23 protein-coding genes are annotated in these 23,962 nt (G+C 49.1%); 5 read left to right on the top strand and 18 right to left on the bottom strand.

Translation table 11 applies throughout. The features are described 5' to 3' along the window. Positions 1-657 precede the first annotated feature (657 nt). Positions 658-807, top strand: a complete 150-nt coding sequence (locus HY879_15200; GenBank protein MBI5604684.1) for a hypothetical protein — start codon at positions 658-660, stop codon at positions 805-807. Between the two features lie 82 nt (positions 808-889). On the opposite strand, the gene truA is transcribed toward HY879_15200, so the two are convergent. The 4 genes from truA to rplM form a co-directional block, all read right to left on the bottom strand. Continuing rightward, a complete protein-coding gene (truA, locus tag HY879_15195; GenBank protein MBI5604683.1) occupies positions 890-1,642 on the bottom strand; it encodes a tRNA pseudouridine(38-40) synthase TruA in 753 nt (250 codons plus the stop codon). 188 nt (positions 1,643-1,830) lie between these two features. After that, a complete protein-coding gene (locus HY879_15190) occupies positions 1,831-2,886 on the bottom strand; it encodes an N-acetyl-gamma-glutamyl-phosphate reductase (GenBank protein ID MBI5604682.1) in 1,056 nt (351 codons plus the stop codon). 104 nt (positions 2,887-2,990) lie between these two features. Next, on the bottom strand, positions 2,991-3,383 hold the full coding sequence (rpsI, locus tag HY879_15185) for a 30S ribosomal protein S9 (protein MBI5604681.1): 393 nt from the start codon (positions 3,381-3,383) through the stop codon (positions 2,991-2,993). Between the two features lie 72 nt (positions 3,384-3,455). Beyond that, entirely contained in the window at positions 3,456-3,881 is a 426-nt protein-coding gene (gene rplM, locus HY879_15180) for a 50S ribosomal protein L13 (GenBank protein MBI5604680.1), read from the bottom strand. 240 nt (positions 3,882-4,121) lie between these two features. Between rplM and rnc the strand changes: the two genes are divergently transcribed. From rnc to era, 3 genes are all read left to right on the top strand, one after another. Beyond that, positions 4,122-4,838, top strand: coding sequence for a ribonuclease III (gene rnc / locus HY879_15175; GenBank protein MBI5604679.1), 717 nt, complete (start codon positions 4,122-4,124; stop codon positions 4,836-4,838). Positions 4,839-4,892: 54 nt separating this feature from the next. Next, complete coding sequence (locus HY879_15170) at positions 4,893-6,101, top strand: radical SAM protein (GenBank protein ID MBI5604678.1); 1,209 nt, start codon at positions 4,893-4,895, stop codon at positions 6,099-6,101. A 214-nt stretch (positions 6,102-6,315) separates the two neighbouring features. Continuing rightward, complete coding sequence (gene era, locus HY879_15165) at positions 6,316-7,209, top strand: GTPase Era (GenBank protein ID MBI5604677.1); 894 nt, start codon at positions 6,316-6,318, stop codon at positions 7,207-7,209. Positions 7,210-7,660: 451 nt separating this feature from the next. Here the strand turns inward: era and oah are convergent, their stop codons facing one another. The 13 genes from oah to HY879_15100 all read right to left on the bottom strand — a co-directional run bounded on the left by oah (position 7,661) and on the right by HY879_15100 (position 22,655). Beyond that, complete coding sequence (oah, locus tag HY879_15160) at positions 7,661-8,806, bottom strand: 6-oxocyclohex-1-ene-1-carbonyl-CoA hydratase (protein MBI5604676.1); 1,146 nt, start codon at positions 8,804-8,806, stop codon at positions 7,661-7,663. 256 nt (positions 8,807-9,062) lie between these two features. After that, on the bottom strand, positions 9,063-10,172 hold the full coding sequence (gene had, locus HY879_15155; protein MBI5604675.1) for a 6-hydroxycyclohex-1-ene-1-carbonyl-CoA dehydrogenase: 1,110 nt from the start codon (positions 10,170-10,172) through the stop codon (positions 9,063-9,065). 185 nt (positions 10,173-10,357) lie between these two features. Then, the gene (locus HY879_15150) at positions 10,358-11,110 is read right to left on the bottom strand and encodes a 3-oxoacyl-ACP reductase FabG (GenBank protein ID MBI5604674.1); all 753 of its coding nucleotides are present in this window, start codon (positions 11,108-11,110) and stop codon (positions 10,358-10,360) included. Between the two features lie 218 nt (positions 11,111-11,328). Next, positions 11,329-12,954 (bottom strand): acyl--CoA ligase, encoded by a 1,626-nt coding sequence (locus HY879_15145; GenBank protein MBI5604673.1) that lies wholly within the window; start codon positions 12,952-12,954, stop codon positions 11,329-11,331. Positions 12,955-13,037: 83 nt separating this feature from the next. Beyond that, positions 13,038-14,288: an MFS transporter gene (locus HY879_15140; GenBank protein ID MBI5604672.1), complete on the bottom strand. Its 1,251-nt coding sequence runs from the start codon at positions 14,286-14,288 to the stop codon at positions 13,038-13,040. Between the two features lie 76 nt (positions 14,289-14,364). After that, a complete protein-coding gene (locus tag HY879_15135) occupies positions 14,365-15,075 on the bottom strand; it encodes an ABC transporter ATP-binding protein (GenBank protein ID MBI5604671.1) in 711 nt (236 codons plus the stop codon). Continuing rightward, positions 15,059-15,721, bottom strand: coding sequence for an ABC transporter ATP-binding protein (locus HY879_15130; GenBank protein MBI5604670.1), 663 nt, complete (start codon positions 15,719-15,721; stop codon positions 15,059-15,061). Before HY879_15130 ends, HY879_15135 begins: the two co-directional genes overlap by 17 nt. A 92-nt stretch (positions 15,722-15,813) precedes the next feature. Continuing rightward, complete coding sequence (locus tag HY879_15125) at positions 15,814-16,773, bottom strand: branched-chain amino acid ABC transporter permease (GenBank protein MBI5604669.1); 960 nt, start codon at positions 16,771-16,773, stop codon at positions 15,814-15,816. Positions 16,774-16,776: 3 nt separating this feature from the next. Then, entirely contained in the window at positions 16,777-17,652 is an 876-nt protein-coding gene (locus HY879_15120; GenBank protein ID MBI5604668.1) for a branched-chain amino acid ABC transporter permease, read from the bottom strand. Positions 17,653-17,735: 83 nt separating this feature from the next. Continuing rightward, positions 17,736-18,869: an ABC transporter substrate-binding protein gene (locus HY879_15115; protein ID MBI5604667.1), complete on the bottom strand. Its 1,134-nt coding sequence runs from the start codon at positions 18,867-18,869 to the stop codon at positions 17,736-17,738. A 184-nt stretch (positions 18,870-19,053) separates the two neighbouring features. Then, positions 19,054-19,839 carry an SDR family oxidoreductase gene (locus HY879_15110; GenBank protein MBI5604666.1) on the bottom strand — a complete coding sequence of 262 codons (786 nt, stop codon included), beginning with the start codon at positions 19,837-19,839 and terminating at the stop codon, positions 19,054-19,056. A 60-nt stretch (positions 19,840-19,899) separates the two neighbouring features. Beyond that, complete coding sequence (locus HY879_15105; GenBank protein MBI5604665.1) at positions 19,900-21,945, bottom strand: molybdopterin-dependent oxidoreductase; 2,046 nt, start codon at positions 21,943-21,945, stop codon at positions 19,900-19,902. A gap of 122 nt (positions 21,946-22,067) precedes the next feature. Next, the gene (locus HY879_15100; protein ID MBI5604664.1) at positions 22,068-22,655 is read right to left on the bottom strand and encodes a TetR/AcrR family transcriptional regulator; all 588 of its coding nucleotides are present in this window, start codon (positions 22,653-22,655) and stop codon (positions 22,068-22,070) included. Between the two features lie 222 nt (positions 22,656-22,877). Here HY879_15100 and HY879_15095 point away from each other — a divergent pair, with 222 nt between their 5' ends. Next, positions 22,878-23,681, top strand: coding sequence for a septal ring lytic transglycosylase RlpA family protein (locus tag HY879_15095; GenBank protein ID MBI5604663.1), 804 nt, complete (start codon positions 22,878-22,880; stop codon positions 23,679-23,681). A gap of 46 nt (positions 23,682-23,727) precedes the next feature. On the opposite strand, the gene HY879_15090 is transcribed toward HY879_15095, so the two are convergent. Then, a partial coding sequence (locus HY879_15090) for an HU family DNA-binding protein (GenBank protein ID MBI5604662.1) occupies positions 23,728-23,962 on the bottom strand: 235 nt, incomplete at its 5' end.

Here is a 23,962-nt window from a genome sequence, read left to right as displayed (position 1 = left end):
TCTTTGACCGCCGAAGCCGGTCTTTCAACGACTTCACCGGCCGCGATTTGATTGATTAATGATTCAGGAAGCAGTTGGATTAAATTACTCATGGCTGCTATTTTTTATAGCACAAAAAAGGTTTTTAGCAAACTCCGCATTCTTTAGTTCGAAAATAGAAAATCCGTCGTTCGTCGTTCGGGGTTCGTCGTTCGTAGAAACCCATTGAATCTTATCCCTATTTTCATGCTTCGTGGTGCCATGCCCCAAAAGGCGGGGCATGGCGGTTTAATATGAAAATAAGGGGGCAGGGAGCGGGGGTCAGTTGAAGAGAAAATTTCAAGATCCAAGATGCAAGTTGCAAGTTGCAAGAAAAAACCTTGAACCTTACACCTTAAACCTTGCACCTTAAATACGGGACCTTGACAAAATTTCAAAATAAGCCCTTGATTTCTCTTTAGGCCATAAGGTATCTTTCACCGTAGGGAGGGCTGCTAAGGTTCTTCTTACCGGGGGCCTCTGCTGAAAGAAACGCCTTCTTCCTCAGGCAGAGGCCCCTCCGATTTCGGATTTTGGAATTTAAAGGCAAATTATTTTCAAACTTCGTCGGTGCCCCCAAGGGATATGAGCGCTTAATACGGGAATAGGGTTCGAGGATTCGAGGGAGGAATAAAGCAAATGAAACCTGAAGAAGAAATGATCCTGAAAGTGGCCAAGGAAGTGGTGATCAAATACATCGAAATCGGCCGCCTGCCTTTGGCCAATTTCGACGAAGCCTTTCGCAGCATCCACAAAACGGTCCAGGAGACCGTTCGGCCGGAAAAGTAAGGAAAAATTATTTTCCCTTTGCGTTCTTTGGCGACTCTGCGGTGAAAATAGTTTTTTAAAATGCTAAAATGATAATATTTTTCTAATTCGGATAAATTACTTTTCTCAGGAACAATCCCTGGGGCGGGGCCATTTCACCGGCCCGGGAGCGGTCTTTGGACTGAATGATTTCCTGGAATTCTTCTATCGAAATCCGGTTCAGGCCGACGCGAATCAAGGTTCCCACCATATTCCGGACCATATGCCTTAAAAACCCGTCAGCCTTGAACCGGAGACGATATACCCCTCGATGGAGGGGGAAAAGAGCGGCTTGATAAAGGGTGCGCACTGTCTGGACCATATCGCTGCCCTGGGTTTGAAAGCTGGAAAAATCCTGTTCGCCGGTCAAGAGGGCCATGCCGGCCTTGAGCCGGGGAATCGCAAGGGGTTCCCGGATGAACCAGCAATAATGACGGGAAAAGGGAATGATCCGGCTTTGATTGCAAATAAAATAATCATAGATCTTGGCTCGACTGGAATACCTTGCATGAAAAGAGGCATCCTCCTCCCTGACTTGCCGGATCATGATATCCCTGGGCAGAAGGGCACTGAGTGCACTTTCCATCTTTAGGGTAGTCAGAGAGGAAGCCGTTCGGAAGCTGGCCACCTGTCCCCAGGCATGGACCCCGGCATCGGTCCTTCCGGCCCCATTCAGAGTAATCTTCTCCTGGGTTAGTCGGCTGAGGACCTGTTCAACCGTCCCCTGGATCGTTGGGGCTTCTTTTTGCCTTTGCCAGCCTTGATAATGGGTCCCGTCATAGGCAATCAAGAGGCGAATGTTTCGTTCCTGGTTCATCCGAATGAAGGTTCAACGTTCAAGGTTCAAGGTTTAGGTGTCGGGGATCAGGGATCTGGGATCAGAAAAAACATCGAGTTCCCCTCCGAGGCTCAGACCAAAACGACAAGCCAATGGAGACTGAAAACCCGAAATTTGGTTTCCCCGACCCCTGACATCTGATCCCTGACCCCTGATCCCTGCCCGTTTCACGGATACAAAGGCAACTGGGTCAACCCAAGGGTTTGATCCCAGCCAAAGAGGATATTCATGTTCTGAATGGCCTGTCCGGAAGCCCCTTTAACCAGATTGTCGATCGCCGTCAGGATGATCAATTGTCCGGTACGGCTATCCAGGCTCCAGCCGATCTGGCAATAATTAGATCCCCTGACCTGTAAGGTCGAAGGCCATTCCCCCTCCGGACACAGGCGGACAAAAGGGGCGGCCCGGTAGAAATCCTGATAAAGCCTTTCCAGGTCCGGGGCGGATATCTTTTTTACGGGCCTGGTATACATGGTGGACAGGATACCCCTGGACATAGGGACCAGATGAGGGGTAAAAGTCAGCTTAATCGACTTTCCGGCAATCAAGCTCAATTCCTGTTCCATCTCCGGAATATGCCGGTGCCCCCCTCCGACTTTATAGGCCCGGAAACCTTCCCCGGTTTCACAAAACAGACTCCCCAGATTTAAGGTTCGACCGGCTCCGCTGACCCCCGATTTGGAATCGGCAATGATCCCTTCTGTTTTCACCAGTTTTTCCTTAAGAAGCGGGGCAAGCCCCAAGATAATACTGGTCGGATAGCATCCGGGATTTCCGATTAATCGGGCTTTTTTAATTTCCTGGCCGTGGATTTCCGGCAAGCCATAAACGGCCTGGTCCAAGAGCCAGGGGGCCTCATGGGTCACCTGATACCAGGCTTCATAGTTTTTTTGGGCCTTAATACGAAAATCAGCGCTTAAATCAATAACTTTGCACTTTGGCCGCCCCATTATTTCAGGAATAACTTCCATGGCCTTCTGGTGGGGCACGGCAGTAAAAACCACATCCGAATCCTTGACTATCTCTTTGAGATTCGGGGCGGTAAAAATCAGCGATGTTTTTCCTAAAGAAGGGAAGACCCTCTGGACTGGTTTCCCTTCGTATTGCCTGGAGGTGACCCGAATGACTTCTACTTCAGGATGGAGCAATAAAAGGCGCAACAGCTCCAGACCCGTATAACCGGACCCACCGACCACTGTGACCTTCTTCTTTTCCTTTTTCATAATCACCTACTCATTCTTTTTCAATTATAACGAAGCCGTCAAATAATAAAAAAGGGAAGGCCGTCAGAGCCTTCCCTTTTTTATCTTGTTTACCCAATCAGGAACTATCGTTTTGAGTACTGATAACGGGCTCTGGCACCTTTTTGCCCGTATTTCTTCCGTTCTTTGACCCTCGAATCCCGGGTAATAAATCCCGCTTTCTTCAACACGCCTCTGAGCTGCGGGTCAAATACCAAAAGGGCCTTGCTGATTCCGTGTTTAATGGCCCCGGCCTGCCCGGAATGGCCTCCCCCGGTGACATTAACCAGGATGTCAAACTTACCCACGGTGTCGGTTAATTCAAGAGGCTGGAGAACAATCATCTTGGCCGTCTCCCGGCTGAAATAACGGTCGATTGGTCTGCCGTTTATGGTTATTTGACCAGCCCCCGGCCTCAACCAGGTACGGGCGATGGCTAATTTTCTTTTCCCTGTTGCGTAATATTCTTTATCTGCCATGATCCCTTCCCGACTAAGCAGGTTAATAAATGGTTTTAATCAACCTGCCTCTAAAAAGTATCGTTGTCTCTATTAAGAAACGGTCAAAGGTTGTTGGGCCTCATGGGGATGATTGGGCCCGATATAAACTTTTAATTTTTTATTAAGCTTCCTGCCAAGACTGTTTTTAGGCAGCATCCCTTTGACGGCCTGTCGAATGAGTTCTTCAGGCTTTTTTTCTTTCAATTTTTTAGCCGTAATGGATTTAAGTCCGCCAATAAATCCGGTATGCCGATAGTAGACCTTCTGATCTATTTTTCTCCCGGTCAAGATAATTTTTTCCGCATTGACGACCACCACAAAATCCCCGGTATCGGCGTAAGGAACAAATTGGGGATTATTTTTACCTCTCAGCCTCTGAGCCACCTCGGAGGCCAGCCGGCCCAGAACCTTTCCATCGGCATCAAACAGACACCAGCTTCGTTTGAGTTCTTCTTGTTTTGGAATATAGCTTTTCATGGTTTCTTCTTAACTCCGTGATTTAAAAAAATTAATATTAAATAAAAATTTCATTTTGTCAACAAAATTATTTCATTCCTTGTAAATTTCTCAGGGATCGGCTATACCTTACATCATGGCAAACCCGACATGATTTATGAAAAGGCCTATGATTATTAACGGGTTGTAATACTTGAAACTTGCATCTTGTAACCTTTTTTCAAACTAAATGGAGGTTTTTCCCCTTTGGAAGAAAAAAAAATCGATAACCTTGTCCCATTACAAAATGCCCTGGCCTATGAGTTTAAAAACCTTTTACTCTTAAAACAATCCCTTACCCATCGCTCCTATGTCAATGAACACCCGGGATCCCAATTGATCCATAACGAACGGTTGGAGTTCCTAGGTGATGCGGTCTTAAATTTGACCCTCTGTGATCTCTTGTTTAAAAAATATCCGGAAATGCCTGAAGGGCGTCTTTCCAAAATTCGGGCCAGCCAGGTCAACGAGAAAAAACTGTCGGTATTATCCCAACAATTAGACCTGGGGGCCTATTTATTAATAGGAAAAGGAGAGGAACGGACCGGTGGCCGTAAAAAATCCTCCATCCTGGCCGACGTCTTTGAAGCCGTCCTCGGGGCCATCTATTTAGACGGGGGATATCCTTCGGCCTCGAACTTTATCAACCGTCTTTTCGAATCTCAGCTTGACGATGATCAAGAGCAGTTTAATCAGGACTTTAAGACCCTTCTCCAGGAAACCTGCCAGGGGAACCTGAAGACCGTGCCGGTCTATACGGTTTTTCGGGAAGAAGGCCCGGACCACAAAAAGATCTTCTTCGTGGAAGTAATCATCCAGGGCCAAATTATTTCCAAGGGAAAGGGCCGGACCAAGAAAGAAGCCCAGCAAGAGGCGGCTGAAAAAGCCCTGGTAAAGCTCAAAGCTCAAAGTCGAGGGATGAAAATGATTTGCTTTTAAATTCCGAAATCCGAAATCGAAAATCCGAAATCAGACTTTATTTTCATGTCAAGTATGTCCCCCTTCATTATCCCTATCTTCCTGCCCCAAATGGGCTGTCCCTATCATTGTCTTTATTGCAATCAGAAGCTTATTACCCAAAGCCCGAACCAGGGCCTGACCAGGGAAACCTTTATAGCCACGGTGGAAGCCGGTTTGTCTTCCAAAAAGAAAAAACAAGGCCAGGAGATAGAGATCGCCTTTTTTGGGGGGACTTTTACCAATCTTCCCGAGGCCTTTCAGGAACGGCTCCTGAAATGGGCCGCCCCCTATCTATCCGGACAGAGCATGAACGTTATGGGTCTATCCACCCACCAGCCTGATATAGACTCCGCAATCCGCAATCCGAATTCCGCAATCGGTATATCTACCCCTTCTGATAAAAACTCCGAACTCCGAACTCCGAACTCCGAACTCGGTATATCCAACCCTCCTGATACAAATTCCACAATCCGCAATCCGAAATCCGAAATCGGTATAAGTTCTATTCGTATTTCAACCCGGCCCGATGCCCTTTCCGAAATAAAAATTGAACAGCTCCTGGCTTCCGGGGTAGGAACCATCGAATTGGGAATTCAATCCCTTGAGGATAAGGTATTGACCCTCTCGAACCGGGGGCACACTGCCCAAACCGCTTTCCAGGCCCTTGGTTTACTAAAAAAATATCCGGTCCGGATCGGGGTTCAATTGATGGTGGGCCTCCCCGGTGATACGGCCGGGGGATTCCTCCGGACCGTCAAACAGGTAACGGCCTTGAAACCCCACCTGGTCCGGATCTATCCGACCCTGGTCCTTAAGGACACGGCCTTATCCCAATGGTTCTACGAAGGACGGTATCACCCTCTGTCCCTTGACGAAACCTTGTCTTTATGCAGTCAGGCCCTGGAACTACTTGAGGACAACGGCATCCGCGTCATTCGAATGGGTCTTCAGGAAAATGACGGATTGCGCCTTGGAAAAGACCTCATTGCCGGCCCCTATCATCCAGCCTTCGGGTCTCTGGTCCGGGGAGAATTATTCCTGAAAAAAGTCCTTAAGGGCTTACCATCCCAAAAACCGCTCCTCCCGCGCCTGGCCCTTGAAATTTCCCCCCAGGATGTTTCCTACCTAACCGGAAATAAAAGAAAAAACCTGGACCGTTTAATCAGGGAGCCGGGTATCTCCGGAATTAAGATCGCGGTGAATAAAAGCCTTAAGGCCGGTCAGTGGAATTGGTTTTACTGAATTTATTCTTTGCTTCTTGAAGCTGCCAGACTTTTCCCATAAAAAACTTCCGTCAATTATGTCTAGTCACGATAGACAATATCAACTAAAAAATATTTGGTCAATCTAATATAACCCGGCAAATTTAGATTTAAGAACTCCCAAAGGGCTTTCTTTTCGGACCCGGGCCGGAAAAAAAATTGACAAAGGATTTTGGAGGCCATAAGATAAATCCATGTCCTTTAAATCTGGATTTATCGCCCTGATCGGGGCCCCCAATGTCGGGAAATCGACTTTGCTTAATGCCCTGCTGGGGCAGAAAATCTCCATTGTTTCTTCCCGTCCGCAAACCACCCGGAACCGTATTCTGGGAGTAAAGCATGTTACGGGGGGGCAATTAATCTTTCTGGATACCCCTGGAGTCCTGGAACCCAAAGGACTGCTCAATAAATCCCTGATACAAATCTCTTTGAAATCCCTGGCCGAAGTGGACCTGATCTGTCTGCTGATTGAACCTTTTTCGGCCCGGACTCCCCTTCCGGAAAACCTTCGCTTCCGGCTGTCCAAGACCAAGGTCCCGATTTTTCTGATCATCAATAAAATCGATCTGATTGACAAAAAGAAATTGCTCCCCCTCATGGAGCAGTCTTCCCAGGTACTCCCTTTTCAGGAGATCATCCCGGTCTCGGCCCTGACCGGGGCAGGATTGGAGGTATTGGAGAAAAGCCTGTTTCAAAACCTCCCCGAAGGCCCACCCTTCTTTCCCGAGGACATGGTCACCGACCTGACGGAAAAATTCCTGGCCGGGGAGATCATCCGGGAAAAGGTCTTTCGCTTAATCTCCCAGGAAATACCTTATGGGGTGGCCGTGACCGTCGACTCCTTCAAGCCGCGAGAGGACAAGCCCCTGATCGATATTCAGGCCACGATTCACGTCGAACGGGAATCACAAAAGGGGATACTGATCGGGAAGCAGGGCAGGATGTTAAAAGCCATTGGCCAACAGGCCCGGGAAGGCATGGAGGCCCTGTTGGGGACCAAGGTCTTTCTGGAGTTGTGGGTCCGGGTGGAAAAAGAGTGGAGCAAGGACCCCAGGTTTTTGAGGAAGTTCGGGTATGAAGAACCGTAGCAAGTGCCGATTTTGGATTGCGGATTGCGGAGTTAGGAATTTGAGCTATCGTAACATGTTAGGCATTTGAAAAGTGAGGGTTTTTTCACCGCAAAGCCGAGAAGAACGCAGAGAGAAACATCTTTGTTCAATCCCGTGAGAAGCGGGATTGAATAAACAGCTCTGGCCTCCGGCCAAATAATTATGCGGTCGACTTCGTCGACCTAAAACAAAGGCTTCCGTTTGGAAGCCGGCCGCAGGGTAGCGAAAGCTTTTTCCTTTCTGTCCTCTCAACAGAAAGGAAAAATTGTTTCCCATATCTCTGCGTTCTTTGCGGCTCTGCGATGAAACCAGTCTTTCAAAATGATAAACGGATATGAATAAAAAAGGCCTCCTGACCGGTATCGGCAGGAGGCCTTTTTATTTGCGGTTTTTATTCTTCCATTCCGAAATCAGAAATCCGCAATCCGCATTACTTCTGCGGTTTGCCTAACACGGAGGCAAAGAAGGTCTCATCCAGAAGCTGGCCTTCGGCCACATTCTGACGGTATTTCAGGAAATCAATGACGTCCGTCCCGGTGATCTTCTTGGTATTGAAGGCCCCGAAGCCCAGGAAGGCTTCGCCCATCATATTGGCGGCCAGCCAGTGCCGGTTATAGTTCTTCGAATAATCCCAGAAGAACTTCTTTTTGGCCCGGATGGAATCGACCGATTTGATCAGACATCCCGGGAAAAGATTGGCGAAGGTCCAGACCACCTTATCGACTTCGGCATCCAGCAGAGCGAAGTCATAGTCATTGGCCTTCAGCTTGCCGTTGACCCATTCCCTGGCCTTCTTGAATTCATCACCTTTTTTGAACTCTCCGTAAACGATCTCCCCGTCCTCGACATACTTTTCGGTAATGACCTGGGGATTACGGGCCCACTTACCGTTTTCATCCTTGAGAACCGGTACGCACTTGGAGATCAGGGTCTTGGCCTTCATCTTATAGGCCGTCCACATTTCGCAACTGACACAGTTCCACATGGCGTCTTCCATGCCCAGGAACCAGGGCAGGAAATCGCTCGAACCTCCGTCCGGGGCAGAGCCGTGGCGGGGTCCGGCCTGCCCATAAATGGCCAGGTCCGAAGAGATGGCCAGATCGCAGGCCATACCGATTTCCTGGCCGCCGGCCACCCGCATGCCGTTAACCCGGCAGACCACCGGTTTTTTGCAGGCCAAAATGGCATCGACCATGTTGTTGAAGAGTTCCATATAAGCGCCGTATTCTTCCGGCCGGCGGCTGTAATACTCGGAATACTCCTTGGTGTTTCCACCGGTACAGAAGGCATAGGGGCCGGTTCCGGTAAATACCGTAGCCACCACGGACCGGTCGGTGGAAGAATTCTCCATTCCGGCGATAACCCCTTTGACCATTTCGGTGGTGTAGGAGTTATACTGGGTCGGGTTGTTCAGGGTAATCCAGGCCACATGAAGCCCGGGAACGACATTTCCTTTCGGGTCCTTTAAAGGTCTTTTCTCATAAATAGTGCATGGGGCCTCGGTCCCAAAGTGCTCCGAACCATAACGATCATGGTTCTTTATTCCATCTTCTCTCGGCATCCATTCAATTCCCATAACTTTATCCTCCTTGTTTTAACTTTATTTTTTAATTTTTTCGAAAATAACTCCGCATTAATAGTACAGCGGCACTCACTTTTTTCGTCATTCCCGAATGTCTTTATCGGGAATCCAGCGGTTTTAATTGGCTTTGTATCGCCTGGATTCCCGCCTTCGCGGGAATGACGTTTTGCAAGTTCATCAATAATGTTCGATGAAACCCATTCTCATGCTTCGCCGGTACCCGCTTTCAGGCGGGCATGCAGGTTTCGTGTTAAAAATCTGGTGTCAAAACGATCCGTTTGGCCGGAGATCCGGCCTTGTGGACCTCTGCAAAGGTCTCACTGATGGTGCTCATAGGCCTGGCTTCCACAAAAGGCCCGATATCGATCTTTTTACTTAGGATCATTTCCAATACTGCCGGGTAATACTCGGGCAGACAGCCCCAGGTGCCGATGATTTCAGCATCAAAGGCCATCAATCTTCCCATCATGTATTCCGTTTTAGCCATCCCGAAGCCGACCACGATCAGCTTGCCGGTGAACCCCAACAAGCTCAGGGCTATTTCCTGTCCGCCCTTGACCCCCGTCACCTCAAAGATCTTCCAGCCGAAATTGGGCAGACCCTTGGTCTTGCAGATTTCCCGGAATTCCTTGGAAATCGCCCCGGCATCCTTGTCTTTCGAATTAATGACAAAATCAGCCCCGTATTTTAAGGCCCGCTGCAGTTTTTCTTCATTCCGGGCGACCCCGATCACTGTTTTAGCCCCCAGGGCCTTGGCCATCTGGCCCATATATTGACCGACCCCGCCGGTGATTCCGATAACAATGACATTGTCAGCCGGTTGCAGGTCAGCCCTTTTTGCGGCCTGGTATGGGGTGGTCGCAGCATCAGCCACAACGGCTAACTCGGCCAAAGAGAAATTTCCCCGATTTTTCACTTCACAGAGGTCAATACTCTGAACCGGTATGTGACTGGAAAAACCACCATAGATCCCCAGGCTGTTGCCGGGCATCTTCTGATTGAGACAACGGTTCCCCCGACCGGTCTTGCAAAGCAAACATTGGCGGCAGGGCATGACCGCCGGAATAATAACTTCCTTGCCCATCCAGGCTGGATCGCCGGCTACCACGGTCCCGGCGATTTCATGGCCGAGGGTTAAAGGGGGTTTGACGACGGTGGGGACCCCATCATAAAAATAACCTAAATCGGTATGGCAGACCCCGCAGCCGGCCACTTCCACCAAAACTTCTCCGGCTTTGAGTTCCGGAACCGGGATCTCTTTCATCTCGATTTTACCTGGAGTGATCTCCCCCGTTTCCTTGTTTTTAGAAAAAGGTTGGACCATCTGCCAGGTCTTTATCACACTTGGTATCTGCGCCATAATAACTTTACCTCCTTATTGTTTTATTGGTTCAAGGTACACGGTTTAAATTAAGGTTTTCATACTTGAATATTGCATCTTGTAACTCTATTTTCGAAAACCCTCATGCCCGGGGCGGGCGCCACGGAGCATGAAAATTGGTTTCGCAGAACGCCGAACGCTTAACGCCGAACGTTATTCTCTCATCATATCATACCATAGCCGCCATCGACGCAAAGCAACTGGCCGGTAATGTAACCGGCCTCATCAGATCCTAAAAAAACAAAGGCCGGCGTAATATCATCCGGTTCAGCAAAGCGCTCCAACAGGATCCGGCGCATATAAATTTCTTTTAATTTGGGATCGGTGCGGATCTTCTCGGTCATATCCGTGGCCACGATCCCCAGGGAAATCACATTGACACAGACATTATGACGGGCCAGTTCCCGTGCCGCCGATTTGGTCATGGACAGGATTCCGCCTTTAGCGGCACTGTAATTGATCTGCCCCACGGTCCCCACCAGGCCGGCGACGGAGGTCACATTGATGATTTTCCCTTTTTTCTGCTCCATCATGATCAGGGCCGCGGCCTGGGTGCATAAAAAGGCCCCTTTGAGATGAAGATCCACCACCGCATCCCATTGGTCTTCGGTCATTTTATGGAGCATGTTGGGCCGGGTAAATCCGGCATTGTTAACCAGGATATCCAATCGGCCAAAATGTTCCTTAGCGGCATTGACTACCGCCTGGGCCTCTTCTTTCTTAGCCACATCCCCTTTGACCATGACCGCTTTTCGTCCCAGTTTTTCAATCTCCCGGACCACCTCTTGAGCAGCCGCCTCATTGGAAGCATAATTAACGATAATATCGGCCCCTTCCCTGGCATAAGCCAGAGCCACGGCCTTCCCTACCCCCCTGCTGGCTCCGGTGATCACAGCCGCCTTATCCTTTAAACGCATAGCACCTCCCTCAGTATTACCGGCTTCCTTCAGTCAACCGGTCACAATAATCACAAATTAACTACTTTATAGTTACATTATAATTATAAAGGACCAGAAAAAGTTGTCAAGAAAAAAGTTATTCTTTTCACATTATCCAGAAAAGTCTGGAGGGGTGATGGAGGCCTAAAAGCAGAAGCGACGGGAGATCTGTAATAAACCCGGGGTTTTATTTGCGGTTATTTTTCCCTTATCCCCTCATTTACCAATTTTTCCGTCAACTCGGCCTGGAGTTTGAATTTCTGTATTTTCCCGATCGGTGTCGTGGGAAATGCATTCATAATGACTACCGCATTAGGTACCTTATAATTGGCCAGCCGTTTCTTGCAAAAAGCGATCACTTCTTCAGGCCCCACCTCTTTCCCGGGAACCGGCACGATGCAGGCAATGATCTTTTCACCCATTACCGGATCGGGGATCCCGATAACGGCCACGCTCTGTATCTCTTCGATGAGCCGGATCTGCTCTTCAACTTCCACGGGGTAGACGTTGAATCCTCCTCTGATTATCATCTCTTTTTTCCGTCCTACGATGGTGAGATATCCGTTTTCGAGAAATTTACCAAGATCACCGGTGTAAAAGAAGCCTTCAGGATCGAAAGAGGCTTCGGTAAGGTCCGGCTGTTTGTAGTAGCCGGTAAAAAGGTTCTCCCCCCGCACGACGATTTCTCCCACCTCTCCAGGAGGGACCTCTTTACGCTCGTCGCTCATCAGCTTGATCTCGATCCCTGCGGTTGGCCGGCCTACCGTCTCACTCTTCACCGTCTCATCATCATCCAGATCGCTGATGGTGCAGCAGCCGTTTTCACTCATGCCGTAAGTACAGCTTATCTGGCAGTTCATTTTGGTCCTTACGGCCTGAACCAGCTCTTTTGGACAAAAGGCCCCTCCCATGTACCCGGCGCGACTGCTTTTGAAATCACAATTGGTGAAGCCCGGATGATCGAGCATGAGGTGAAACATCGTCGGGACTCCGTAAATAAGGGAGACCCTCTCTTTCTCATAAAGACGTAACGCTTCTCCAGGTTCGAAGGTTTCCATGATTACGATGCGACAACCGGCCATAAGGGCATTGGTAAACTGAATGAAGGCACAAAGAGTATGGGAACAGGGGACCATCATAAGCGAAACGTCGTCTGGATTGATGCGCAGCCGTTGGGACACCTGGGTGGAATTAAAAATAAAGGCCCGGTGGGACATCATGACCCCCTTGGGAAGGCCCGTGCTTCCCGAGGTGTACAAAATGGAAGCGATATCTTCATAGGCAGGAAGCTCATCCCGGAGCCCGTTGAAATTCCCTGCACGGTCTGAACTGACCAGCGTATCATAGGAACAACACCAGTCGGGGCCATCCGAACCCAAGACAAAGACCAATTCCAGTTCAGGGAGTTCCGGTTTGATTTTTCCTATCAGCTCAATAAAATTAGTATTCATGTATTCCCCGATAGTAAAGAGGCAGCGAGCGCCGGAGTGCTTTAACATGTAGCTGAGTTCGAATTCCCGATAGCGTGTCGAAAGCAGGACAAATACCGCTCCCATATACAGACAGGCCTGCTGCAGGATAAAAAATTCAGGTCGGTTTGGAAACAGTGCCGCTACTCGATCCCCTTTCCTTATCCCCAGCCGCCTCAAAGCGGCGGCCATCTGCAATACCTGTTGATAAAACTCCCCGTAGGTAGTCCTTTGGTCTCTGTAGACTAACAATTCCTGGTCAGGCCGCTCCTGAGCCAGGCGATCCAAAAGCTGACCGAAGGTAAAACCCAGAAATTGATCAAAATATCGCTTTGCGGGTAGTCCACCCTCCATATTTCTTCTCCCCCTGACAAAAAATATTATATTTTGGCGGTAAGAATCGCTTCCGCGAAAAATCCCCTTGTCCCAGGCTCCACCTATGCGGTTCTTTTCCGCATGGCCAGGGCAAGACCTGCCCCAACGATCATGGAGAGGCATCCTGACAAAAATGCATTCCTGTAGACTTTCGTCATATCAAAGATAAACCCTGCCAAAGCCGGCCCTATCGTTCCCCCGAGCGTAGCCCCGAGGAGAATGACGCCGAAGATCGAGCCCATGGCGCGAAGGCCAAAACAATCTATGGTGGCGAGAGGAAATACAGAGGCCAACCCGCCATAAGAAAAACCGAAGAAAAAGGTAAACCCCCATAGCATCCAAGCCTTATCTGCTGCAATCAGCCAGAGCATTGTGGCTGCTTGAAACATGAGCAGACCCACCAGGGAAAGTCTGGTACCCAGGCGTTCAGTCAAAATCCCCAAGCAGACCCGACCTACGACACTCGTTGCCCCTATTGCAGCCAACATGGTGGCGGCTGTATCCGTTTTAACACCCATATCCGTCGCATACGGCACCAGATGAACCAAGGGGATGGTAAATCCGATGGTCCAGAAACAATGGACCGCGAAGAGCGTCCAAAAATAACGCTGTTTCATGGCCTGAGCCAGAGTGATGATGAGAGGAGAAATCGCTTTCCCGTCACCCGTGCTCGCTTCTCCCGCCTGGGCGTAATTGTCTGTCGGCCTCGGGGGACGGTTCAGGGGTTTGAGCCCCATGTCCTCGGGACTCCTCCGAATGACAAATGCCCCGGCAAGAAAAACAGCCCAGACAATAAGGCCCAGAATAAAAGCCGTGAATCGCCATCCCACACTGGCTTTAAGGAACTCGGCCAGGGGTGAAAAAACGAGAGTGCCCAGCCCTAATCCAGAAACCACAATGCCAACAGCCAGGCCCTTTCGATAATTAAACCATCGGGACACAGTGGAGGCTGTCGGGGAGTAAGAGGTGCCAACCCCTATACCGATCATGACTCCCCAACTGACATACATTAATCCGGCCTTATGGCTAAGGGCCGTCAAACAACACCCGGCACCCATTATGAGCCCCCCGACAACCAATATCTTCCTGGGGCCATAGCGATCGGTAAGTGTTCCCATGACCACGGAGGCAACTCCGTATGACAAAAAGGTGACTGAAAAAATTCCCGAAAGAAAAGCCCGGGAGGTGGCCCATTCCGAAAGCCAAGCCTTGAAAAACACCCCGAAAGAATAAAGGACCCCGAAGCCGGTACAGGTTATGCAGAGTGATGCGATGGTTATTACCCAGCCGTAAAAAAACCTTTTTGGTGCCAAGGGAGTATTGTTCACTTTATCACCAGACCCCCATGTTTACCTTCTATTTCTCTAAGCGCAGGAACGATTTCAATCGTTAAAGACCGCATCGCTCCCGGACCTCCTGGCTGTCTATGAGAACAGGGCTTGGTCCCTCGCATCGAACAACACCCTTTTCGAGAACATACCCCCGATGGGACATCTTCAGGGCAAGCCGGGCCTTCTGTTCTACCAGGAGAAGCGTCATCTTCTCTTGCCGACAAAGGGCCACGACAATCGCCATCAGCTCCGATATGATTAACGGGGCCAAGCCTTCAAACGGCTCGTCCAAAAGCATCAATTTGGGATTGCCCATCAGTCCCCGGGCTACCGCCAGCATCTGCTGCTGACCCCCTGAAAGTGTCGATCCAAACTGCTTTTCCTTATCTTTTAGTATGGGGAAATAGTGGTAGGCCCGCTCCAAGCCGGCGGCTTTCTCCCCAGCGCTCATTCGCGGGGCATTCTTCGTCCCCAGAATCAAATTCTCCTTCACGGTTAGCATAGGGAAAATGCGCCGGTCCTCTGGCACATAACTGATTCCCAGCCTTGATATTTCATCAGCTCTTCGCCCCTGAATTTCCTGTCCCTCAAAAAAAACTTTTCCGTCCCGGGGTGGCGTAAGACCGATAATCGATTTAAGGGTAGTGCTTTTTCCAACGCCGTTACGGCCGAGCAGACAGACGATCTCCCCTGAGCCCACTTTCAGTTTGACCCCCTGTAAGACATGGCTTCGTCCGTAAAAGGTGTGTAGGTCAAGGACTTCCAGCATCAAGCTCCTCCCCGAAATAGGCCTTTTGGACCTCTTTATTGGCTTTTACATCGCCTGGCGAGCCTTGCGCCAGCACAAGGCCCTGATTCATAACCAAAATCCAGTCGGAAACGGCAAAGACGAGGTCGATGTCGTGCTCGATTAAAAGGATTGTAACCTCTCCCTTAAGTTGCTTAATTAAGCCTATAGTAGCCCGCGTCTCCATAGGGGTCATGCCCGCGGTCGGTTCATCAAGGAGGATCATCGAGGGTCGAGCCGCCAAGGTCATACCTATCTCAAGATACCGTTGATCGCCGTGGGAAAGGTTTCCGGCCAATTCATCTCGCTGGTCCCATAATCCAAGAAGATTTAGAATTCTCTCCGCTTCCTTTATCGGCTCGTGCAAACCTTCAACGGAGGAAAAAAGGTTGAGTCGCGTTGTCCTGCCCTGGCTGGCCAGACGAATATTTTCAAAGACCGTCAACCCTTGAAATATATTGGTGACCTGAAAGGATCTGGTCAAGCCCAGACGACAGAGCTTATGGGGAGGCAGATCGGTCACCCTTTGGTCCTTAAAAAAAATGTCCCCTTCATCGGGTTTCAGGACGCCGGTGATCAAATTAAAAAGCGTTGTTTTGCCCGCACCATTCGGACCGATGACCGACATGATCTGTCCCTCTCGTATATTAAAGGCAACGTCGTAGACCGCCTGAAGCGCGCCAAAGGATTTGCTTAGTCGTTGGATCTCAAAAAACAATGTCAGCTCCTGTTTTTTTGATTTGAAAAGAGGCCGAGGATGCCTTTTGGCAAAAAAATGACGACCAGGACGAAAATTGCACCGGTGATTATTGAATGGGCCTTAAAATAGGATGAAACGATGGTCTCGAAGATAGTCAGAAAGACAGCACCTACCATTGGACCGACCAGGGTGCCTAAACCGCCGATCAGGGTCATGACGATCACTTTCCCGGACATGAGAAAGTGTAGCTGTTCCGTGTCGGCAAACGTCTTGAAGAGCGAGAACAAAGCCCCGCTCCAACCGGCAAAAATGCCGGACAGGACAAAGACCGTCACTTTATAGCGCTTTACGTTAAAACCCAGGAATCCCACCCGATTCTCATTATCCCTGATGCCCTTTAAAACCCTTCCAAAAGGCGATCCGACCATGCGGGAGCAGATCAGATAAGAAATATAGGCAAAGGCAACTGCGAGAAAGTAAAAATTAATGGACTGGGTCAGATCGAGGTTAAAGATGAGAAGATTAAGATTAGGGACCGGGATAGCTACGAGTCCGTCAGACCCACCTAAGGAATAGGTGTGGAAAATAATCCGGTAGAGGACCTCGGCAAAGGCCAGGGTCAAAATCGCAAAGTAGATGCCTCGGGCCCGGATAGAGATGATACCGATAAAAAGGGCCAGTAACCCGGTGGTGACCGTCACGGACAGAAGAGCCAGCCAGATAGAGGGAACGAGGAATTTTATAATTGCCCCCAGCGTATACCCGCCTAACCCGAAATAAGCCGCGTGCCCGAATGAGGCAATCCCTGCATAACCCATGATCATATCGAGACTCATGGCAAGAACGGCCAGCAACAATGCTTCGATCGCCAGTTTCTGGTAGTATTGAGGGGCGAAGAAGGGAATGCTGCAGGCCGCCGATAGTATCAATAGATGGACTAAGGGTGCCCGAAACCTTTTGAATGGAAGAGCTGAAGGCATATTCTATCTCTCTGCTTTCCCGAAAAGACCACTGGGTTTCAAAATCATGGTCAAAATCAGGGCGATGAAAACCAGCGTCTCCGCCCAGGTGGGAGAGATCCAAAGCGAAGCTAAAGACTCCACCTCACCAATCATGATGCTGGCCACAAGGGCCCCCATCAGGCTCCCCATTCCCCCAACAATGACGACGATAAAAGCTCGCAGGATTGCGTCAATTCCCATTGTCGGGTAGACGAAGTAGATGGGGCTCATCAAGACCCCTGAAAAACCAGCCAGGCCCGCACCACAGGCAAACACCAGTGTATAGACCAAAGATACCCTGATACCTAAAGCCGCCGACATAAGGCGATCCTGAGAAGCGGCCCGGATCATGGCGCCGGTTTCCGTTTTTGATAGCACGTACCATATAGCGATCAAGACGACTATCCCGATTACCAGTATGAGAAGCCGGTAGACCGGATAAGTCATCCCGAGCACATCAATGGTATTCGTTATCGGCACATCAACCCGTCGTGTTTCGCCTCCCCAGATAAGGGTTGCCGCTTCGCGAAACATCATGCCCAAGCCGAAGGTTAATAAAAGATGGAAAATAGGGTCCCGCCCATACAGTCGCCGAAACATGAATATCTCGATCAAGAGTCCTAGAAGTCCGACGGCTATTGCCGCGACAAGGAGTGCGCCCCAGAAATTAGGTATCACGAAAAGAAGGGAATATCCGAAAAAGGCTCCTAACATATAGAATTCGCCATGGGCAAAATTGACGATATCCATGAGACCGAAGATTATCGTTAAGCCCAGGGCAATAAAGGCAATAACAGTTCCCCAGACCAGACCATGCAGCATCTGCGGCAGGAGCACGTAAACCACATAATCAATCAATAGGGCCTCCTCGGGGCGTTCTAATAACCCTCATTATGAATAAGGCCCCCTGGCCTTCGAAAAGAAAGCCAGGGGGGACCGGATTATTCACCTTTTGCAAAAATTTTCTGGAGACCGTTGTCGATCTTTATCATGTAAACAACGAGGGAAGTCTGATGCGTCTCGGAGTCCATAACTTTAACCCCTTGAGGCCCGTTATAGGTGGAGCCCTCCAGAGCGGCTATAATCTTTTGGGTATCGAGAGACCCTGCTTTTTTAATCGCCTGGGCGGCCCACATGACGGCCTCATAAGAACTGACTGAAAATTTGCTCGGACTGGCACCGTAAAGTTTCTTATATCGGGCCACCCAGGCATTATTGGCTGGCGTATTCAGGGTATCCGCATAATAATCGGCAGTAATGATACTGTTAGCCGAGCTGCCAAGGGCACCAAGAATGTCCGATGAAACTAATGAACCGTCCCCGCAGATATGCATTAATTTCTTGAGGCCGTACTGTTCCGCCTGGCTGAGCACGGAAATAGAATCGTTCCCGGCTGCGGTGATAAACAAAATATCCGGTTTGGCTGCTTTGATCCTTCCGAAGTAGGGGGCGAAATCCTTGGTATTGAGGGGGAAGAAAGTTTCACCCACAATATTGGCTCCCATTTCCTTTAAAAGCTTGTTATAGACTTCGGACGTGGATCTGCCCCAGGCGTAATCCACATTGAGCAGATAAACTTTCTTCCCGAGGTTGGCCAACATCCATTTTACCAGACCTTTCGCTGTAATGGAGGGGTTGGCGCAGACGCGAAAGGTTTGTTTGTTCTTGTCTTCCCCGGTAATTTTTATAGACTGCGACATGGGAACCATCAACAGTTTATTATACTTTTGAGCCAGAGGCATGATGGCCAGCGTGGAGGCGGAGGTAACCGGAGCAATCAGAAAATCGGCCTTCTCCTCAAGGACAAGGCGCTCCATTTTACGAGCCGCGATGGAAGTACTGGTTTGGGTGTCTTCATCGATTACCTTGACTTTACGGCCCAGCAGACCGCCGGAGTTGTTAATTTCCGCCACCGCCATATCGACGCTGTCCTTCTGCATTTTGGACATGGCGGCATAGGTTCCTGTAAAATCGGCCATATTTCCGATAATGATCGGCTTATCCTGCCCTATAGCCTGGCTGCCCATAATACCCAAAGCAACTAACCCCAACAACAATATTCTTATGTTCCTCATGTTAAGTCCCTCCTCGAAAAAATTGCCTTTGTTTATCCATTATGATTAATGATTGACTTAAACAGAAAGTTTTTCTCCTCCCTCCTTTCCCGAAAAAGGCCTTTTTTATATCCATTCATTTCTTGGAAAAATAGTCAAATCTTGTGGTTGTCCGTCTGTGTCTGTGAATAAAATTTTAATAAGGCTAAGCCAGAAACCCCCCGTCCACGACCAGGACCGTTCCCGTTATATAGCTGGAGGCCGGGGAACCGAGAAAAAGGATACTGCCGATCAGTTCCTCCAACCGGGCAAAGCGCCCCAGAGGGATCTGTTTGATGATACCTTCGTAAACTTTTGCCGAATTCCTCAGCCCTTCGGTCAATTCGGTCTCCATATAATGGGGGGCAACGGCATTAACCCGGATTTTGAATTTAGCCCACTCCACAGCCAGGCTCTTGGTAAGGGCGATCACACCGGCCTTGGAAGCACAATAGGCCGAGGCCCGGGGAATTCCAGTGAATCCAGCCGTTGAAGCGATGTTAATGATATTACCGCCGCCCTTTTCAATCATGTGCTTACCACAGTATTTGCAGCACAAATAAGTCCCCCTCAAATTCACCTGCATGACCCGGTCCCACTCCTTGGTCGGGGCGTCTTCGGTGGGTTCGAAATTCAATTGGGAAATACCGGCATTATTAACGAGCAGATCCACCCTGTTGTGTCTGGCGATGGCTTTCTTGATTAGACCGTTGACCGATGTCTCCCTGGAAATATCGGCCTTTATGGCCATGACACTGGAACCGATGCGGCTTATTTCCAGGGCCGTCTCTTCGGGAGATATGATATCGGCCAAAACCAGCGATGCACCCTGGCGGGCCAAGGCCTTGGCGATTTCCCTCCCCAATCCTTTGGCACTTCCCGTTACCAGAGCGGTTTTTCCTTCAAATCCAAAAAGCTCCGAAAGCTCCTGGGTATCCTTTTGTTTTTTCATAATCTTCTCACTCCAAATCAGGACGCAGATTTTCGCGGATACCCGCAGATAACTATTCTATTAGGCTTTTCTAATGGCGCACAAAAGGGATTTAATCTCAGGATAGCCCATAATAGGTTCCCGGCATTCCGTATCGGTAAGTAGATTGGCATTGGCCTCCCCCGGCCAGCCATGTGGCACCAGGACCACGCCTTCGGCCACCCTCTCGTCCAGGTGCACCTTCATGCAGATTGACCCCCGGTTTGTTTCAATAACGACTGGATCTCCCTCTTGTAGATCGTATTTCAGGGCAGTTTTCGGGCCTAATTCGGCCTTAGGCTCCGGGTTTTTTTCCTTTAAGGCCTTTATTCCCCGGAACTGGCTATGGGTATAAAAAAGATTTCTATTCCCCGTCGAAAGGATCAGCGGGTACTTTTCAAACCAATCCGGAGTGCTGAATGGGCTTCTGTGCGGTTCCAGATAGGTCGGGAGAGGATCAAAGCCCAGGCTGGCCAGTTCCTGGCTGTAGATCTCGATCTTCCGGGAAGGGGTAGAAAAGGTCTTGTCTTCAATCCCGTACTTCTTTTTCCCGAAGAACGCACCCTCCGGTTTCTCATGGTAAAGCTGGTCGAAAGTCAAACCGGACGGCCCAAGTTCGAAGGCCACGAGATCTTCTTCCGATTTCCAGGGGAAATAGGCCTCGAGGCCCAGCTTTTTCCCCAGCTCCGTATAGAGTTGCCATTCCGACCAACCCTCAAAAAGGGGCTCTATGGCCTTCTTTCTCAACATCAGATAGGGCAGGCCGTGGCAGACATTGTAGGAATAGCCCAGTCCCCACTTCTCAAGGTGGGAGCAGGCCGGCAGGACATAATGGGCCAGTTCTGCAGTCTCGGTCATAAAAAGATCATGGACCACAAGTAACTCCAACTTTTGAAAGGCCTCCCGGAAGGCATTGGAGTCGGCCATGGATATCACCGGGTTGCCACCGACCACCAGAAAAGCCTTCAATTTCCCCGGAATACTCTCCGGCACACAGGTAACCACTCCATAGGGACTTTTCCTCCCGAACAGGGTGGTAAATAAGGGGAACCGCTCACCTCCCAAAGGTTCTCCTTCTACGCCGAGTCCTACATTCCCAAGCCGCAACCCTGGTCCTATGACCCAGCCTCCGGGATTATTAATGTTACCCGTGATCGCTTGCAGCACCGAAAAGGCCCGGCTGTTCTGTGTTCCATTGGCTGTTTGATCCTGGGTGCAGGTGCCCTGATAAATACCGGCCCCTTGAGTTGTCGCAAACATTCGGGCCACCTTTCGAATATTGTCGGCCGATACCCAGGTAATCTTTTCGGCCCATTCCGGTTTATACTGCTGTATATGGGGGATGAGCTGGTCAAATCCTGAGGTATAGTTTTCAACAAAATCCCGATCGTAAAGATTTTCTTCAAGGATCACCTGGATCATGGCCAGGGCCAGGGCACCATCCGTCCCCGGCCTGATCTGCAGGTACATATCGGCCCGGTCCGCCAAGGCGATTCTCTTGGGGTCTATGACGATAAGTTTAGCCCCGGCTTTCAAGCTCTCATTCAAAGCCATCCTCAGAGGAAAATCAGAGGCATCCGGATTGTGGCCCCAAAGGATATAAAGATTCGAATGCAGTTCTTCGGTAGGATACCTTCCAAAAGTCATTTGTCTGGTACGGATTCGCATCCGGTAACAGATACTCTCTACGGAAAAAAAATTCGGTGACCCGTAAGCGGCCTTGAATAATTGGGTCAGACCGGCCATCTCCAGGTTTTCCACCCCGATGGACCCACTAAAGACCCCGAGTGCCGATGGACCATGCTTTTCCTTCAATGACAGGAGCTTTTCGGCGATTTCGTTGAGGGCTGTATCCCAGGAAATCTCCTCCCAGCCCCGGTCCGTGCGCTTCAAAGGATGCTTCAGCCTGGCCGGGTCATAGACGTTCTCCAGGGCTGCCCGTCCTTTAGGACAAAGGACCCCCTTGTTGAGCGGATGCGATTTCAGTCCCTCAACCTTAACGGCGATCCCGTCCTCTACGGTTACCTTTGTCCCGCAACTATGATAGCAAAGGGTACAGTCGGTCAGTATAGTTTTGTTATTTTCCATTACCTTCTCTCTTGGTTCGAAAATAGCTCCCAGGGGTCGGGGATCGGGGGCCAGTTGAAGAGAAAGTTGCAAGTATAAAAACCTTGAACCCTGCACTTTGCCCATCGCCTATAGCCCATTGCCTATAGCTTGTTTTTTATTCCATTAAAAATCAGGTCGAAGACCTCACTGTAATTTTCGAGCAAATCGTAATTTTCCTCTTTGAGCAGCCATCGGGTCACCCGGTGTTCTAAAATACCCAGCACCAACTCCCTGATGAGGTATAGGTTAATGTCTTTTCTAACGATCCCTTCCTCTTGACCTTCTTTAATGATTTCGATAACTTTGTCGGTGAATTCTTTTAGCGAACCGTAGGTTTTCGATTGGATAAAACTCTTGCTCACCCGCATTTCAAGCATCAAGGTCCGGGCATAATCCGGATTCATTTTAAAAAAATACAGATAGTACCAGATAAGCTTCCTGATTTTACTGACGGCATCATGAATCCCTTGAAGATGCAGATCAAGCTCCTCGCAAAACTCCTTGGTTTTTTGGGCAGGGATCGAAAAAAATAAATCTTCTTTATTTTTAAAATATTGATAAATCGTCCCTTCGGCAATATCGGCCTTTTGGGCAATTTCAGAAATACTTGAATTTTGAAAATTGCTTTTGCTAAAAACCTCAATCGCCGCTTGAATGATTTGTTGTTTTCGAATAGTTTTTTTTCTCATAATGAATGTTATTTAATTTTTTATTGAACAGTATTCAACCAATATTATAAGTTTTTTTTTATGTCAAGTATTTTTTATTGAATAATATTCAATTATACTTTGAATAGTTTTCAATATTCACAAACTCGCAAAAAGCCGCTGGAACCCATTGTTCATTATTCCGGCAAAAGAAAGGATCAAAAAGTTTTGCCAGAAGGTTAGGATGTGTGGTAAATTATTTTTATGCGTTATCTTTGGTCTATTTCTTTATTAATCACTTCGTTTTTTATGATAACCGCCTGCTCCAAACCGGCGGTTCGCCAACCGGTCTTCAGCCCGGCGCCTTCCCCTTCGATTCCCCCTAAAAAGCCTATAGTGGCTTCTAAAAAAACAGAACGGAAAGAGAAGCCCTATTTCGTTAATGGAAAGTGGTATTTCCCAGTTGATTCTGTGGCTGAATATAAGGAAAAGGGAATCTGCTCCTGGTATGGCCCTGATTTTCACGGAAAACAGACCTCCTCCGGGGAGACCTATGACATGTTCGGATACACAGCCGCCCACAGGATATTGCCTTTTAATACCCAGGTGCGCGTAAAAAATCCGGCTAACGACAAAGAAATTCTGGTGCGTATCAACGACCGCGGTCCCTTTGTAAGGGAGCGGATCCTGGACCTTTCCTATACCGGGGCCAAGGCCTTGGAACTTATTGGTCCGGGAACGGCCTGGATCGAATTGGAGGCCTTAGGTATTCTGGAAGAAGGGGAAGAAAATGGACAAAAGATCACCCGCCTGGTCCAGCAGGTAGATTTCCGACAGGGAGAGTTTTCGGTCCAGATCGGGGCCTTTAAGGATCGGCAGAATGCCTTGCGTTTAAAGGAAAGGCTGCTTAAAGAATATCCGCAAGTAGAAGTCTCGGAAACGGTCCATTTTGGAGAAACCTTTTTCCGAGTCCGGTTAACGAATTGTCCTCAACTCCAGGAAGCTATCCGTCTGCAAAAGGAGTTAGAGGGTAAGGGATTTATACAAGCCTTGGTAGTCGTTCAGTAATTGAGGTCTCGGCCTGTTTTTTCAGTAAAAAGGGCTTTTTTTTCTTTCAATCCTGGTCGGTATTGACCCCTTTTCTGAGAACACCCGATGTCTTGAACACAACCACCTTCCTGGCCTTGAGTTGTAAATCTTGATTGGTCTGGGGATTCCGTCCCCGCCGGGCCCTTTTTCTTTTGACCACAAACTTCCCGAATCCACTGATGAGAATATTTTCTTCACTGGCCAGAGCCTTCTTCATGATTTCCAGCAACTGTTCCACTACATCCCTGGATTGGCTTTTG

This window comes from Deltaproteobacteria bacterium, assembly GCA_016219225.1.
Classification (GTDB): Bacteria; Desulfobacterota; RBG-13-43-22; order RBG-13-43-22; family RBG-13-43-22; genus RBG-13-43-22.
The sequence above is the reverse complement of the archived record's forward strand: the minus strand, read 5'-3'. Positions and strand labels throughout refer to the sequence as shown.